At 52.1% G+C, this 17,721-nt stretch carries 8 protein-coding genes; 4 read left to right on the forward strand and 4 right to left on the reverse strand.

All coding sequences use genetic code 11. The annotated features are described in order from the left end of the window. Positions 1–1,029 precede the first annotated feature (1,029 nt). The 4 genes from QRX40_RS03030 to QRX40_RS03045 all read right to left on the reverse strand — a co-directional run bounded on the left by QRX40_RS03030 (position 1,030) and on the right by QRX40_RS03045 (position 11,590). Positions 1,030–3,498 carry a P-loop NTPase fold protein gene (locus QRX40_RS03030; RefSeq protein WP_313836372.1) on the reverse strand — a complete coding sequence of 823 codons (2,469 nt, stop codon included), beginning with the start codon at positions 3,496–3,498 and terminating at the stop codon, positions 1,030–1,032. Positions 3,499–3,753: 255 nt separating this feature from the next. Then, positions 3,754–7,590: an AAA domain-containing protein gene (locus tag QRX40_RS03035; protein ID WP_313836194.1), complete on the reverse strand. Its 3,837-nt coding sequence runs from the start codon at positions 7,588–7,590 to the stop codon at positions 3,754–3,756. 121 nt (positions 7,591–7,711) lie between these two features. Then, the gene (locus QRX40_RS03040; protein WP_373312885.1) at positions 7,712–10,750 is read right to left on the reverse strand and encodes a cation-translocating P-type ATPase; all 3,039 of its coding nucleotides are present in this window, start codon (positions 10,748–10,750) and stop codon (positions 7,712–7,714) included. A 453-nt stretch (positions 10,751–11,203) separates the two neighbouring features. Continuing rightward, on the reverse strand, positions 11,204–11,590 hold the full coding sequence (locus tag QRX40_RS03045; RefSeq protein ID WP_146210942.1) for a hypothetical protein: 387 nt from the start codon (positions 11,588–11,590) through the stop codon (positions 11,204–11,206). A gap of 111 nt (positions 11,591–11,701) precedes the next feature. Here QRX40_RS03045 and QRX40_RS03050 point away from each other — a divergent pair, with 111 nt between their 5' ends. The 4 genes from QRX40_RS03050 to QRX40_RS03065 all read left to right on the forward strand — a co-directional run bounded on the left by QRX40_RS03050 (position 11,702) and on the right by QRX40_RS03065 (position 17,435). Then, positions 11,702–12,367, forward strand: coding sequence for an ABC transporter ATP-binding protein (locus tag QRX40_RS03050; RefSeq protein WP_229281577.1), 666 nt, complete (start codon positions 11,702–11,704; stop codon positions 12,365–12,367). Continuing rightward, on the forward strand, positions 12,364–13,794 hold the full coding sequence (locus QRX40_RS03055) for an ABC transporter permease (RefSeq protein WP_024627010.1): 1,431 nt from the start codon (positions 12,364–12,366) through the stop codon (positions 13,792–13,794). Before QRX40_RS03050 ends, QRX40_RS03055 begins: the two co-directional genes overlap by 4 nt. Before the next feature lie 433 nt (positions 13,795–14,227). Then, positions 14,228–15,622, forward strand: a complete 1,395-nt coding sequence (locus QRX40_RS03060) for an ABC transporter ATP-binding protein (RefSeq protein ID WP_313836374.1) — start codon at positions 14,228–14,230, stop codon at positions 15,620–15,622. Continuing rightward, positions 15,612–17,435, forward strand: a complete 1,824-nt coding sequence (locus QRX40_RS03065) for a prolyl oligopeptidase family serine peptidase (RefSeq protein ID WP_082097816.1) — start codon at positions 15,612–15,614, stop codon at positions 17,433–17,435. The genes QRX40_RS03060 and QRX40_RS03065 overlap by 11 nt, the downstream gene beginning before the upstream one ends. The last annotated feature ends 286 nt before the right edge of the window (positions 17,436–17,721 follow it).

Consider the following 17,721-nt stretch of genomic DNA (forward strand, 5'->3'; position numbering starts at 1 on the left):
ACTCAACTTGTGATGAATTGAGTTTGGTCCATCAGCTTGCCCCCCATTCTTATAACGAATAACTAATTCTGTTTCACAAGCCTTAACATGAGCTTTCTGCACAGCTTACCTACTGCATACAGAGTATGCGGGAACGCTTAAATAGAAAGAGAGGTAGCCAATCGCAAAACTCACCTATATATGCCTTGGGTGGTTTTTACCTAAACTATCCGTTTCCCATATGAGCTTTAACCTGCACCTTGCCCTATATCTTCCTCCTGAATCTGAAACTGAAACACACAACTTCAACTAATACACTTCTACCTGGTTTAACGACGTAACCGGCTTTCTACATTTGTTTATCGCAGTTTATATTCGACTTGACACGCACCCCGAAGCGATGTTTCACAGCCTGCTGACTCGGCCATAACCAAATCGCACAAGATAGCGATGGCGTATTCTTATATTTTATATTCCAATCCACCGCGACCGAGAGAAAACTGGATCATCTAGCCTGTGCCGCACATGCACCATCACCACCGATGTCCGCAAAACGCAAAACACGATCCAGTTTTCCTCAGAGAACTAAATAATAAATTCACTCTTATACTATTTGTGACTTATACTATTTATAATGCCGATTACGCCGCAGACAAATTCTCTACTTCATTAAAATTCAACTGTCTTCTAATACTGCAAGGTGACAAAATCTACGTATTAGATGACAAATGGCACAGACAACACCACGCGAGCCAGAAAAGACCTGGAATTAGATTTTGGCTCGCATGTTAACGAATAGAACTTCCACATAAACCGATCGTGCTGGCCGAACCCACTGAGTCACTTGATTCCGCGCAAGCTGATATGCGTCACATCGACCCCCGGAACAGGCATCTAGATGGTTCATAACCGAGGTTGACACCAAACTTATTTGCTGGCACCAGGAGACCATCAGCCTCACCTGCGGACTCAACGCCAATACTCTCAATGATCTGCACGCCCTCTGGTTCCTTATTGACACCTCGCATATAACGAGTTTGGCAGGAATCGTTACTCGGCCTTACTACCCATCCACTGATGAATGAGCCCATTCACCTTATCCGCAGGCACAAACACAGACTCGGATCCAGAACCATCCAGACCACCACTACCAGAAGCCAGTTCATAAGCTGCGATATCCCTCGCGTTGCAGGAGTCAGGATTCTCCTTCCAAGAATCTATAAAAGACCGGCACAATTCAGGAGTAAGTAGGTATTTCAATAGCGGGCTAACCCAGACATATCCAGATTCAGACTCTTGAGTCAATGCTTCGAGCACATATTCAACAAATATGTTATTTGTCACCAATTGATGGAATACTTTAAAAGCTATATATTTGTCATCGTCATCATCAAATATAATTGGAATTATTTCCGCGTAGGCTAGCATAAAGGGGCCAGACAGCGGCTTACTCGGCAATTTGAATTCTTGATGCTTGAGCTTATTGCTTAATGCTTTAAAACTATTCTTCCATATCTGTGCTTTGGCGCCTGCCTCAAATGTAAATTTACGGCTAACGGATTGAGTCAGCCAATCAATATTATTTTTGTTCCCAGCCGTATCATTTCCTGTTGGATAATCCTTGGGAAAAAGTTTGTCCTGCATTTCCATAACCAATACGGCCGCTACCCACATTGACACCGGAGAATTTGAATTTGCAATTGCATCCAGAATAGCTTCAATATAGTCATTGGTAGACTCGGAACGCATTAAACTAAGCGCGACATCAAGTGATATGCATTTTGTGACAGCTTGACCTTCGTAGAACTCCGCTTCGAGATCGAGACAATATTTCATAATCTTGGCACAGCGTTCAGCACCTAACAATTCGGCGTATTTCCCTGCTTTACCGGCAAAATATTCGTCACTAACGATATACCAATGTTCAGGGTTAAAGGCTGTTTCGTCCAGCGGATCGTCGATCAGCAGCTTCTTATAGATATCCTCATGAAGGAGGCCGTTACCTATGGAAAGCCGGAAATAAGCGTCGAAATGCTCAGCCTTGAATATGCTCCGATATCCCCAAAGCCGTGAAAAAAGCCGATCTTCTGCAACACGATCCTTTTCGACTGCATATCCGACTCTGGGGAACAGGGATTCGACGGCCTGTAAGTTTCTTTCCTCGGCGGGCGTATTGCTCGATGGCATACTCCCCATGTACTCTTCGAGCTCATTATCGCTTTCCATGGAATTATATAAATCGTGGCCAAACTGCTCGAGGTATCCAGGATTGCACAGTTGGTTCTTACTCGCCATGATCCACTCGTGCAGGTCGGGATTGAACACCTCCAGACTGGTGATGCCAAGCAGATCTCCCGTCTCCACATCATCTTTCAGCACCTGATAACGCAGACTGAACTCATTTATCAAACGGTTGACATCCCTCATGTTGTTGACAAATGGAATTACGCAGGATTCATAGATAGTTCGCATTCGGGACGAACTATCGCTGGACCCGCCGTAGGAGCGAGGGGTATCCTGCTCACCAACGATATTGTGTAGCTCATCTTTCAGCCGGTCCAGCACAACTTCTTTTACGGGCTCGGGAAGTCCAATAGGAACCTGGACTATCTTTTCCAAGTATTCATCGCCCTTACCGTGGCAGCTCTTATCCAGCGACCTAGTGACGGAATCCCTGTCATACAGCAGCACATACGTCATATATGGCAGATCGCCCACAGCCTTGACAGCACGCATCACATCTGTGACCTCGTCATCCATCAGGCGATCCAAGTCATCAATGAACACGATGATCCTGGTCGCCGACTTATTTAGTTTCTTCTGCAGCTTCCGACGTTGTTTTGAGAGACTTTCAACATCCTCGCTGCTAGGGTCCAAAACTTCCGCAACTTCTTTGAATCCTTTCGCAATTGTCTTATTCGCTGCCTGCAAGCTAGCGACATCCATATCAGACATGGAATCGGCAATGTCTGAGGCGGTCTTGCTCACCTTTGCAATATGGCGTTTCACGATGCCCTGCCAACCCGATATTGTATAGGAGATCTGTCTGAATAACAGGGACACAAGCCGACCACTACCTGAGTACATCCAAGGCTCGAACTCTACAACTATAACTTTTTCTTGTTCTTGCTTTTGTCCTTTCACCTTATCAGAAGGAGCCGCAACAAGCTGTTCGACAAGCATGTTCTTCAATGAAGTCTTGCCCGACCCCCACGGACCCTGAATACCGACAACAAGAGGGCCTGGCCCCGTGGACCGCCTCAAACCTAATGCGAGGTTCCGCACGTACTCGTCCCGGCCATATCGATCGTCAGCAACAAACCTGATGGGTTCATCCTGAAGCAATGGAGGATACGACTCCGAACACTCATTCATACACCCAGAGTACATAAACGAGGAGCCGTGCTGGCATACAATCTCGGATATCAGTTGCCCTGATGGACAATTCTTGGACTTCCATTGAGAGAACAGGATCACGCGATTAATGCTCGCATTGTGCTTTTCCGACACTAAAGTCATCACAGGGGATAGATCACCACCTGAGTCCCATCCCTGTATTTACACCGAGCACCCCTTTGCTAGATCAGACATCCATTGATTAAGTTATGAGATATAGATAGAGGCCCTTAACAATTAGAAACCTGTATCCCATCACAAGGTAACCTCCCCATTTTCAAACCGACTCTATTTTTCTCCGCAAGAATGACACACATATATCGCTCTGCAATCAAATGCAGATGCTTCGAGACTTAACTCATTTGCATTCCAACCCACTCAAACTTCCGCACTCGCCTCCACCGGGAGGTCCTTAGCGATCCTGGACGTATAGGTTCCGTTCTTCCAATCAGCGAGATTGCCAATCACGTAGACACGGCGCTTGGCTCGAGACACAGCGACATTGAGCAGATTGGGCGACCCGTTAACCCATGAACGAGAGCCTTCTCCACGCTTGCCGGCCCTGCTGCCAAGAACGATGAAGACCACATCGGCTTCGCGCCCCTGAGAGGTGTGCACGGTTCCAGCCTGGCTTGATGCCAGCCGGCTCGCTTCGCTGCTGTTACAACCAGTGCATTGCCGCAAGGCATCCGCGAAGGTGTCACGCACCTGGTTGGCCACGGCCCTGAACGGAGCGATGACCAGAATATTGGTGGGGTCGATCCCGCCCTTGAAGAGCCCGCACAGACGCTTGTGAAGTTCGTAGCCTTCCTGCGGCCTCCATTGCGTTCTCCCGGTTTCGCCGGAATTCGGCGGCACATCGTACCAACAGGAGGCCGGCAGCTCATCTCCCGCATGAGGACCGGACGGATATACACAGGGCTGATGCTCCGGCCCTACGCGAACCATCCTGCCGGAGTAGGCCATATCGTTGCATATGGAGAACATAGGCTCATCACAGCGCCGATGCACCACCAGAGGCATCCCCAGCCAGTGATCATCGGTCTCGTCCAACAGGCCACAAGGCGTCTGGTAATCAACCAAGGCCTGCATGTTTTCGGACTCCAGGCCCAGACGCTTGAGATGATGGGTGCTCGCCAAGAGTTCACGCATCGGCTTGGGCATGGTATCCACGGGCTGGAGCTGCATAGGGTCTCCAACCGCAACCGCATGCTTCACACGCTGCAACAGACCAGCAGCGGCCTGGGGCAGGGCCTGTCCGGCCTCATCCACAATCGCCCAGCCGAGCGCCTCCTTGCCTATCCCCGAAAACATTCTGGATATTGATGCAAAGGACGAGGAGACGACTGGGATCACCAGGAAGAAAGTCTGCCAAGCCACCAACCTCTCGCCATCCGTAAAACCATTCGACTGCATCACGGCGCAAGCCAGGGACAGATTGCACATGAACTGGTGGGCAGCACCCATAACGGCCTGCTGATGAAGAGCCAACGCCTTGATGTAGACCTCCGTCCGCGCCTTGCTCCATTCCTGGTCCATCCACGCAACATGGTCATCGCCAATGTCAGGCCTGGGCCACTGAATCTGTTCGGCCTCAGCGATCTGCTGTTCAAGGGCAGCAAGTTGCCTGTTCAAAGTCGCAATCTGTGTTTGGCATTCCCCTAACTTCTGATCACCGACTTCCAACCCTCCATAGAAGGACTGCAACCGCTGATGGACCGTGCTGGCCTGCTCATCGAAATGCTGCTTTGTACGACGTGCCTGCTCCAGATCAGTACGTACCTTAAGCTCGTCCTGCTGCCTTTCGCGGCTGTGGAAAAACGACCTTAGTGGATGCGCCTTCCAGTAAGACAAGTGAACCTGACAAATGCTATCAGCCTGTTCCCAAGCAGCTTGCGCATTATTGGCAGCCTGGCCAGCATCCGACATCTGCCGTTCCATCGATTGAACCTGTCCGACATACCTTGAGCGGCTTGCTTTCATGCCATGAAGTTGTTCATTAAGGGTTTTCAGCTCGGCTGACAGATCGGATCGCTGATTGCACAGGCCTGAATAAGAACGCACAAGATTGTACTGGACAATTTTCCTGGCGCGGATGCTCTCTTCCTTCTTCAGCGCAGCATTAAAGTCGTTCCTGGCCTTTGCCCAATTGGTCCTACTGGCCCTTTCATCTGGCCTATATCTCAATGATTTATAGATAAACTCATTTTTGAAGGGCCACAGGAATCGGTTTTTATTGCTCATGTTTCCCAAGACCGCCGATATAAGAGCCCAAGCGGATGAGGTATTTGAAGAACCACTCTCATTATCCTGACCCCTGCGACCGGTAATTTGCCCGGCAAAGTCTCGAAAAGCGAATCCACAGGGAACCTGTTTGAATTCACTGTCAATATAGGTTTCCCACTCGGCGTCTATAGCATCGGCACTGGGCAGATCCTGGCTGACGTTTTCAACAGCCTTGTTGTTACTGGAAGCAACGACAATCTCAAAGCCGGTCACCGACGGATCAAGCGTCCAGTAGACATAGTCCTTGTCCTCGTCCGAGGTTGCTCTAGCCACCCTCCGAGATGTGAAAATATCCTGAGGACGGGAGAATCCTGCCAACCGACGAGCCCTGGCCACAATAATCTCGGCCACCACATCCTTGAGCAGTGTGGTCTTGCCGGTTCCAGGAGGACCATTGACACCTAGCAGCGATGACCTGCCATATCCTTCCAAGGCCGCCCGTATTTGATTAATCGCCAGCTGCTGGCCTGTCGACTGAAATTGATTGGAAGCACTTGGCCATCGCCCGAACGGCATGTTGGCTGGTTCCGTAAAGTCGCCTACCAAATGCCCCTCAGGGTCCTTCTGCAGATTGAACCGTCGAGGATGACCAACCGATAGATATTGCCTGACCGGTTCAGAAAATATTTCAGTCCCATTTTGATAAAGGTCTTCAAGATCTTCTAGGAAGAAGGAATCCATCATTTCGCCATTCAATGATTCTGAGCTGGCTTCCAGATGGCAATTGACATAATCCCTGATCAGTGGTGAGCCGTCAGCGCGAGCGAAAAGAGGAGATCTACTCACCGCGCGGTCATCCAGTCCCATCCGATCCGCTACATGCTCAATGAGGCTTTCGATCTCATATCTGCCGACCGGACCTGCCTTGTACATCGGTCGGCCTGCTCCATCTTCAGAGTCTTCCCCAGCCAGACGATTGAATTCGGACTTGAGTTTGCTTTCCGTATCGTCAAATACTTCGATATGCGGCCACCCAGCCGGGCAATCAGGCCAGCCTTCATGATTGAACAGACAGGAAACCGCCTTGGCATATTGAGAGAGCGTCAATGATCTTGGGACCAGACAGCCATCATCCCCTACGCAGAACTCCATAAGGGAAGCCACGGTAGAAGGACCGCCGGCGCGCCTACTCTGCCGATGGGCTAGCTCCTGCAACACCTCGTCCTGAGCAGTCTCCTCGGCTGGCGAGAGCTCTCGAACAAGCTTGGCGGCTTTCAACAGCGCATTCGTGACTACACGCTGGGAGAGCCCGACTGCTATTCGAAAACGTTCATGCTTAAGCCACCGATTTTGTCGTCCCACCCCTTCTTGCTGCTCCGAGCTCTCGTCGGGTTTTACCGCCTGGTGGACGGGGCGACGCGCAAATCGACGGTTATAGTCCTTGCGGTAAACAGCACAGGCTGAGCCAGGCCGATTGGCCGTTGCTGACAGCTTTCCCGACACCTGCAGAAGGCGCGAAATCATGGAATCCGTCAGTTCAGTACCTGCCGGCAGAGGATCGGGCTGCTTAGCCACCTCTAGCCATAGCTGGTTCGTCTCCCCAAGCAGACCGGTTATAGTCTGTTCGTCAAGTCCTGATCTGACCGCCTGCACGCGCAGCCAGTTCTCAGTATCTTCTGCAAACGAGAAAGGTTTGGTCAGCCGGGCGTTCATGTCTGTCTGCAACCGGTATATTTTCCTGCTCTGCAGGTCGTTATAGAGGTTTGTATAGGAACGATGCTCATTGTCAACCGGCCCGATGAGAAGATCAGCATGAATGTCATTCCATGGAAGTCGCTCCTGCTCAGAAACGCTTACCCTTTGGTCGTCGTTGCGGGAGGAGGATAAAGCAATGAGCTGGTTATCCCTCCAATTTTGTGGCGAGAACAGTTCAACCGCGCACCAATATGACAAAACATCCATTGCATGCTGTTGCTCATCGTTCCCCATATTTGCCAGTATGCGGATAAGCGGGGACAGGTGCAGGAACAGGTTCGAGCCACGGATGAGGCCATAGGAGACAATCCCGATGCGGCATTGTCCAGTCCAATCACCGCATCGGAATAAGCATTCATGCCCGTATCCGTCTGACCGCCCAGTTGAGTAGTTTTCGCAGCTCCGAAGCGATCAGGACCAGGGAAGCCAGCGCGATGCACTCCAGCCAGGCCTGGGGCTGGAGGGGGACGGTGCCGAAGGCCTCGCCCAGGAAGGGCACGTAGATCACCAGGAGCTGCAGCAGGATGGAGATGCCGATGGCGCCCCAGAGCCATGGGTTGCTGAAGAGCCCCTGGAAGGCCGACTTGCGGGAGGAGCGGGAGGCCAGCGCGTTGAAGAGCTGGGCGAAGACCAGGATGGTGAAGCCCATGGTCCGCGCCTCCCTGATCTGCGCCTCGTGGCCGATCGCCTGGACGGACCTGTCGGTGAAGAGGCCGCCGCTCAGGTGCATGTCCATGCCGATCAGGGTGACCAGGGCCATGACCAGGCCTATGTAGATGATGTCAACCCACATGTCCCGGTCGATGACCCGGTCGCTGACGGATCGGGGCGGGCGGTCCATCAGATCGTCGGTCTGCGGATCCACGCCCATGGCCAGCGCGGGCGCCGCGTCGGTCAGGAGGTTGATCCAGAGCAGCTGGGTGGCCAGCAGCGGCACGGTCACGCCCGCCATGCCGGGCTGCGATATGCCCAGAAGACCAGCGAAGACCACGCCGCCGAAGACCGTGAAGACCTCGCCCATGTTGGAGCTGAGCAGGTAGCGCAGGAACTTGCGAATGTTGTCGAAGATGCCCCGGCCCTCTCGCACGGCCTGGACGATGGTGGCGAAATTGTCGTCCGCCAGGATCATCTTGGCCGATTCCTTGGTGACCTCGGTCCCGGTGATGCCCATGGCCACGCCGATGTCTGCGGTCTTGACAGCAGGGGCATCATTGACGCCGTCGCCGGTCATGGCCACGACCTTGCCCTGGTCCTGGAGCGATTCGACGATCTTCAGCTTGTGCTCGGGGGCCACGCGGGCGTAGACGGAGACCTTGGAGGTGGTCTCCCGAAGCTGGTCCGAGTCCATGGCATCCAGCTGCTCGCCAGTGCAGGCCGGCTGTCCGGGCTTGATGATGCCCAGGTCCCCTGCGATTCTGGCTGCAGTAAGCGGATGGTCGCCGGTGATCATGATCGTTCTGATGCCGGCCTTGTGAGCCTGATCCACCGCATGGCGGACCTCAGTGCGGGGCGGGTCAATGATGCCGACCATGCCCGTCCAGATCAGATTGCTCTCCAGTCGGGTGCTTTCCTGGATCACCTTGTCGGCAGACAAGCGAATTGCAGGAGCATGCTGAGACTTTTCAGGCAACCGGTCCGTCTGATCCGTCCCGACCGTGCTTGACGGCCACTCCCCCGCGTCAGCTTCGGCCAGCGCCGACAGCTCCTGGTCGGATACAGGCCGGAAAGCCTGTCCCAAGGTCCTGTAGGCATCCGCCGAGAGACTGCTGACCTGAGCAAGTATCCTTTCCCGATCGGCACTGGTCATAGGTCTGACCTGGCCGCCATCGAGAATCCGGTCGCATCGGCCAAGCAGCACGTCGGGAGCGCCCTTGCAGAAGAGACGTGATTCCCTTTCGTTGTCATCATTCGGGGCAGCCAGAACCGACATGAGCTTGCGCTCGGACGTGAAAGGAATCTCGGCCAGACGACGGTAGCTATCAGCCTTGGCATCAGCGCCGACTTTACGGGCGGCAACAATCAGCGAAACCTCCGTGGGATCGCCGACGCTCTGCCAGTGACCCTGCCCGGATCCAGACTGGGCCTGGGAATCAGGTTCGGCCTCGACCGGCTGCCAATGCAGGTCTCCGTCGTTGGCGATGGCCCCGACCATCAGGGTCTCTTCCACTGCCTCAGCCAGAGATGAACCAATGGTATCTGTCAGTTGTTGATCATCTGACCCACTGGCCTCGAACGGCTGCATGGTTCCCTCCGGAGCGTACCCGGTGCCAGTGAGCCTGACCTGCCCCGAGGGGACGACCACCCGTTCAACGGTCATTTCATTGCGTGTAAGAGTTCCTGTCTTGTCGGAGCAGATGACTGATGCCGATCCCAGGGTCTCCACCGAGCTGAGCTTCTTGACGATGGCATGATGCTTGGCCATGCGCTGCACGCCCAGGGCGAGAACCACAGTCAGGATGGCCGTCAGCCCCTCCGGCACAGCAGCTACGGCCAGAGATACGGCCATGAGCAGGGAATCAATCAGATCCTGGGTTGTCTGAAAGCCTTCCATCAGGGCCAAAGCAGCCAAAACCAGGGCGGCAATCAAGCAGACGGCCAGTCCGAGGAGCTTGGAGACGCGGGCCATCTCCTTCTGTAGGGGCGTGGGTTCCTCCTGGGTATCAGCCAGCATGTCGGCGATCTTCCCGACCTGGGTGTCCATACCAGTAGAGGTGACGATCATGCGCCCGTTCCCCTGGGTCACTGCGGTGCCGTTGAAGACCATGTTGGTTCTGTCACCCAGAGCCTTGGGCTGGTCAAGCCGACCGGGCCGCTTGCCCACCGGCAGCGACTCGCCGGTCAGCGATGCCTCGGCCACGCGCAGACCCGCGGCCTGGAACAGTCTTCCGTCGGCGCCGACCGAATCGCCTTCAGCCAGGACTACTACATCACCAGGCACGATCCTGCTGGTCTCCAGGCTGACCACCCGGCCGCATCGCAGCACCGAGGCGTGCGGGGCCGTCATGCTCGCCAGAGCATCCACAGCCCGCTCGGCCTTAGCCTCCTGAGCGTACCCCAGGGCGGCATTAAGGATGAGGATGATCATGATGACGATGGCATCAAAGGGCAGGGGCTCCCCGCCTCCTGATGCCGGATGTGAGCGTTCCACCACCCAGGGCACCAACGAAATGGCCGTGGCTGCCAGAAGCAGATAGACCAAGGGGTCCTTGAACTGTTGAAGGAATTCCCTCCATGCAGGAACGGGAGGCGCTCCAGCCAGCTCATTAGGACCGAACCTGTCCAGCCGACGCGCCGCCTCGGCCTCATCCAGGCCCCGGTCGGGGTCCACATTCAGAGCAAGGGCAACCTGATCGACACCTACTATAGAAGGGTCCTTGAGGACGGGGCCATTCACTCTGCGCCTCTGCTCATGGCCCTGCCCTGCAGTCGGGATCACGCCGGTATCTGTCGATTTCTCATGCTTGGGATCGCTGGTCAACCCAGTCATGCCACTCTCCTGCTTATGCCACGGAGTAGTCAACGCTTCAGAGGCCCGTTGGAAGAAATCAGAGGCGGCCAGACCAAAACGCTGCGTGGATGCTTGCCAAGTTGAACCAATAATATACATAAACACGGCCGAAGTCGTCAAGGCCTTTGCTTCAGTATGCATTCTCAGGCCTGTCTCATGACAGAGACGGTATCTTTGCTGCACTTAACTTGGCAGCGCCCTAGTTGCCGAATCCCCCCCCCAAAAAAAATACTAGATCTTCATTAGAAAAGCTTTAATCAATTTGGGCTCATCTGGCATAAAAACCCTTATCTGCCCTGAGAATCCTATTTAAGACCCTCTTGTGATTATTCGACAGGCTCAGCTGGCGTTATCTGAGCAGTAAATAGTCTTATAGGCCAACCATGGTAGTTCTTGCCAGCCGTCTGCCCTAACGATCCTTTCAGTGGAGACACCATTGGAAATAGCACTAAACACGAGAAAGAGAGGAGAGAGACGGACAAAATGCACAACATTATCGATCTGCAGAATAGTAATATCGCCATGAATGATGAAGCCGCTCATCATAGCGGCGTCAGCATATTTGCATGCCACGGCGGTGGGCATGATAATATCTGGAGTTGATGGACCTGCAGCTAATCCACAAAAATATGCCACTGCGATGACGCATTCATCAAAATGGCATGGGCTGTCATTTTTGCCCTGATGACGGCAGGGACAACAGTCATGTAAGTCTATGGGCGCCATCCTTGTATGGCATCCATAGCAATATTCTGATGAAGATTTATAAGTCGCGAGAACGGCGATGATGGGAGAACGGTGATGAGTGGTGCTTCAGTGAGTTCAAATGGATTGACAATGACGGTGACTCCGAGGAAGGATGATTCGATCACCATCCTCGACCATGTCGACTTCCATGCTGAGCCCGGAAGAATCACGGGGATTGTCGGCCCCTCAGGCAGCGGAAAGTCCACCTTGCTGTACTGCCTTTCGGGGTTGGAACGTGCGACATCCGGAAGCATCTCCCTTCTAGGGCATGACATCACACATATGCGAGCGTCCGCGCTCACTCGGTTTCGGCGTCGACATCTGGGATTCGTGTTTCAATCCTACAACCTGATCACGAGCATGACGGTGGAGGAGAACCTCGCGCTGCCATTCACCCTGCGCGGCCGTCGACTCCCCAAGCAAAAAGCGGATGAGATGTTGCGGTACTTCGGATTGGCAAACGAGAAAAAAAGGAGCGTGACGATGCTCTCAGGCGGAGAGCAGCAACGTGTCGCGCTTGCACGAGTGCTGCTCTCCGATGCAGATATCATTTTCGCCGACGAGCCGACTGGAGCCTTGGATCAGGAATCTGGCGCCAAGGTCATGCAGGTGTTCAAAAGCCTGGCTATGGATGCGGGCAGGACCGTAGTAATAGTGACCCACAGTGGAGAGGTAGCCGGACAGTGCGACCAGATCGTTGAGGTCCGTGATGGCCACGTGCTGAACGCTGATACGGAGAGCGGGGCCCGCATATGAGGGGCGCACTCTCTGATCTGAAAGCAGCCCCGGCCGTATGGGCCGGCGTATGGCTGTCACTAATCGTTTCCCAGACCGCTGTGTGCACTATCGTCGCCGCGCGCAGGGCTATTGATGCCGCTTACCACGGACCGGATGCCGGGTTAGGCGCCAACCTTTCCGGCCCAGCAATGCTGTTCAGCGTGGTCATAGCCGTGTTCGTGATGCTGTGGGTCGTGACCGCCGCTCTGAACCAGCGCAGGCACCAACTAGCATTGCTGGTCCTTCAAGGCGCCACGCCCTGGCAGCTGCTCTTCGGGAATCTGGCTATCATCATCGTCCTATTCATCTTGGCAGCAGTAGCGTCATCCCTCCTGACGCCGCTGGCAGCACCATATCTGTTCGACCTCCTGGCCAGAGCATTCGAGCTGAAACTGACGTATCAAGCAACCCAGCTGCTGGCATCCATCGGCACTGGGTTGGCCATTGCCGGAGTCGCCGTCCTTGCAGGCACAGTGCTGACCGTGCGCACACTATCCAAGATCAGGCCGATAGAGGCGCTTCGGCAGTCACAAAACCCGCCGAGACAAGTGAACGCATTCCGTGTTCTGCTAGGCGCATCGTTGCTCGTGGGAGCGATATGCGCGCTCATCATCCCGGGGACAGCTACACGCAAGATAGACTCTGGCGAGCTCGCCACGCACATTTCCGGCAGGAATCCCATAGAGTCCAGAGTGACAGGATTCATTGGGTTCTCCATGGGAGGCATGTTCCTCCTGATCTTCGCATTGGCTGTTCTGGCTCCCTATGTCATGCACTGGTTCACCAAAGGATGGACGCATCTTCTCCCCCTGCCATTCAGCACCTGGAAACTCGCTAGGCAGCAGGCCGTTGGGAGGATCCAACGACAGAACGCGACCATCATTCCCATGACGGCCGGCTTGTCGTTGCTCATGACTTTCTCTGGTGTGTTGCATACGCTGACCGACAGCCTCAAGAATTTCGCCAGTAACGGCCATTCCATGAACGTGAACCCACACATGCTGACGAACCTGATGGCCATGCTCGGCCCTGCGCTCATCATCGCTTTGGTGGGCGCAATCTCCGGACTGATGATCACCGCACGAGGGCGACGCCTGGATCTGGCGCTGACATACGTATCCGGTGCCAGTACCGGACAGTTGCGCATTTTGGGAGCCCTCGATGGTCTCATTTCGATGGTCACCTCGGTGCTGCTCGCCTTCGTCATCACACTGCTCAGCACCTGCGGCACCGCCTTCATGCTGCAACGATATCTGGGAAGCGCAAAGATAAGCGTTCAATGGGGATATTGGGCGGTCATCGCACTCCTCGCTATTGTCGTAGGCGCCCTCGTCACAGGCGTGCAGGCGCTGTGCGCGCGTTCCGAGGATTCTGTGAGGGTCATATCACGTGCAGTCGGTGAGTAACCACCCCCAACAAAGGACGAAAATGTCGCCACACAAGCGGAATAGTAATGAGAAAACCGCATCTTTGATAGACGTGCCCCGCCTTTTGAAATCCATAAGGGTGTTTTATTCACGGTTAGTCTGCTAAGTATAGCGAGCGCCCTCTTAAATCTGGCTCAGCCACAGCTTGTCAATGTCATTCTTGGACGCGTGCAGCATAACATGCGATCCGCAGTGCCCCTCTAATAGCGTTGGCAGGAGTGTTTCTGTCCGGCGCAGCAATCACTTCTTTTGACGCTTACCTGCTGTTGAACGATATGAGACGGTCTCTAGTAATGCATATTCTGCATTTGCCGTTCAAAGATCTGGACCAGTCGCATACAGGCAACGTAATTTCTATTATTTCATCTGATACAAATGAACTGAAGCGATTGCTGACCGATAATTGCCAGAAGTGTTTGGCACTTTACTGGTGTTCATAGGCGCGTGTGTGGGAATGGTCATAATCAGTCCCGTCATGTTCGTTATCTCTCTTTCGACCTGTCTTGTTACCGTCGGTTTACTGGTAGTCTTATCCGGAAAATTACAAGACTTCTCCAGAGGGGCTCAAACGGCCATAGGAGATATGACGTCTGCAGCCACTGATGCTTTGATGGGTTTAAAAACGATCAGGGCCTTCAACGCTACAGAGCAGGAGACCGACATAATCAGCGAAAAGGCCAAACAAGCGTACACATTTGGTCGTCTAATTTCCAAGAAGCAATCACTAATACAGCCATCAGGAATGGCCTTAATGCAGTTGTGCCTAATGATTGTATTGGGGATCGGCGCTTTCCAAGTGGTCAAAGGGGTGATGACTGTTCAGCAACTGGTAACTTTCTCTATGTACTTAGAAATGATGTTTACACCTATGGCGACACTTTCGTCGGCATTTAGCAGCCTGTTCAGAGCGTTGGGCGCATACTCCAGAATTCAAGCAATAATGGGAATGTCGACCGAAGATGCAACGTCAGCAGGAGCAGTGTCCTGTAAGCTCCAAAGGAAGATCCCCAACCCCGATCGGATTGACATCGATTTTGACCATGTTGATTTTTCTTATGATGACACACAAGAAAATCGTGGCAAGCTCCAATTGAATGATGTAAGTGTACATATGAAAGGCGGTGACGTCTACGCGATAGTCGGACCATCCGGAGCAGGGAAATCAACCATGCTGGCCCTCATAGAGGCATTCTATAAGCCGAATCATGGCCACATTCTCTTTAATGGTGTTGACATTTCAACGCTTAGCTCCTCTTATGTACATTCTCTGATCGGCTATGTTGAACAAGATGCCCCTATCTATTCTGGTTCTTTCAGAACGAATTTGGCGATGAACAAGAACGACGTATCTGATGAAGACTGCTGGGATGCCTTGAATAAGGTGAACCTCGCGCAAAAAGTGAGAGGCACCTCCGATGGATTGGATACCTTGGTAGGCGAACGCGGTGTGTTGCTGAGTGGTGGTGAACGTCAACGCTTGGCCCTGGCAAGGTTGTTGCTCATAAAGCGGCCAATTATCTTGCTTGACGAAACAACCTCTAATTTAGACGCTAAAAACGAGGAGTTGGTCACACAAGTTATTCATGCCAATTTTCCCGAGCAGACAATTGTTATGGTAGCTCATAGATTAGAATCGATCGCTTCGTCAGATAGAATCATAGTTTTGGCCAGTGGAACCATCAACGGAGTTGGGACACATGCTGATCTGAGCATGAACAATCCTTTGTACCAACAATTGTGTAGGAATACAGGGATGGATGACATTGATTTAAGTCACATGCAGGAAAGATGCATCAATGGACAATAGCAAGCCGTTTCGCATTGGCGATTGGTGGTATTCAGAAACAAGCAATTCCAATAACGATTTCATTCTTGAAAGGCTTTCATGCGGGGACAAGTCAAAGGAACGCCACCCAAAAATCGCCTGCAAATTAAGCGCTTCCGTCATTAACCGATTTTATGGATTGCAAATCGGCTTCAACGGGAAGATCGCCGTCTCCATCCTCCACTCTGAATTGGATTCGTCGTACGAGTTGAATCTAATAGCACTAGAAACAGCCACTTTACTGACGACTGTCAATACCGCAGGTAGTGATGTCTGCTTATCGCCTGATGATTCGTGGTTGTACTATCTATCGCTCGATAGAGATGGAAGTCCCAAAGAACTCAGGAAGAGACGTACAGCATTCCCATTTCTAGATGTTAACCTTAAGACTTTGTCAGTAGGGAAATGGGCCACGATAGATGTGTTACCTTCGCGCAGATTTCTTTTTCTGCATGAGGGAGACAGCACCTTCCTTATACACACTGATGGTCATCTCGCTGATTCCCCTCAATTATGCTCGCGAAACGTCAATGGCCTGAGAAAAGTTCAAGATGTAAGTGCTAAAGGGAACACGTACTTCATTGGGTACGGAAATGATGGAGAAGACCAGCAATACATCATCGTTGTTAACGGAGAAAAGAGCTTATTGAGACCACAAGCTTGGAAATATGTCCATGTAAGCGTCAAGGGCATCATCACTGACTATGCGATTTTCAACGACGAGATTCTTCTGGTTATCCGCACAGGCGGTGATGAAAATATCATATGGACAACCTGGATGAGCGTCATCAATGAACCAGGCGAAGTGAAATGGAAGATGGTAGCAACGGAACCAAGCGTGCATCATACTTCGCTTTTTCTGGTACAGGCGTTTAGTCCTCAGCATTGCCAAATGATGGTGGATGTTTGTTGTCCGGCTTGCAAAGTCTCTTCATATGCCTATATAGGAAAGGGCATTGTTGATTGGCACAAGGGGCTAGACCGTCATCACCAAATGATTGAACCAAATCATTATATTAGATTTCTTACTCCCCTATCATACGATAACGCAAAAATCCCTGTTACATTGATTTGTCCTAAAAACACGAGAGAAACTCCGCTTAATAACACAGTAGTGGTTCTTTTGGTATATGGCGCTTACGGGAAAAATCTTGATCCTACATACGATTCATCCATCCAATATCTGGTGAGCAGAGGCATGCATATAGCCTATGCGCATGTCAGGGGAGGAGGCGAGCTTGGGACTGAATGGCATCACGCCGGCCAGAGGGGTAACAAACAAAACGCCATAAATGATTATATATCGGTGTCTATATCCATAAAACATGAATGTGCTGGGGATGATGTGCACATCATTGCTGCGGGAGCAAGTGCGGGAGGAGCGATAGCGGCTGCAGCATTAAACCAACGCCCTGATCTATATGATGCCGCATACTTAGTGGCACCATTTATTTCGCCGCTAAAAGCAGTTCTTAATGACAGAAACCCTAGGCTTGCTATAGACCAAGAGGAATTTGGAAGAACCCAATATCCTCGAGAAATTGAATATCTTAGATCTTGGTCTCCTCTGGAAAATGTTGCCCACCAATCTTATCCTCCCATATGCATTGCTGTTAATAAACTTGATACTAATGTGAATAATTCGGATATATATCTATATGCGAGGAAAATACGAGCCGCTGGCGGCAGGATTTTCATTTCAACTAGAGAACAGGCGACTCACACTTTCGTCTTGCCTTCTAAAGATATCTTTGATGAAATTAATTGGTTGCTTAATTTTCAGCATGATACGTAGTCACTGCTGAACTGATCGTTGAGTATCTAACGGCAAGGTTTAGCTGAAGAAGTTGCACGCGAATTTCCATAGGTCGTACAGGAACAAATCTCGGAATTGCTCATTCTCAAAACATAACCCATGCTGTTCCGAACAACCAATCAGCTATCTTTTTTATGATTATCTGATCTCAATGATGATGATTTCCTATAGACCTAAGAGACTGAACCTGACTTCAGCCACTCAATAATAATCTAAACGGGTATGCGTAAGTTAATAGATGCCGTGCGCTCCGGTCTTCCCTAAG

The organism is Bifidobacterium sp. H6bp9 (assembly GCF_032193695.1).
GTDB lineage: Bacteria > Actinomycetota > Actinomycetes > Actinomycetales > Bifidobacteriaceae > Bombiscardovia > Bombiscardovia kimbladii.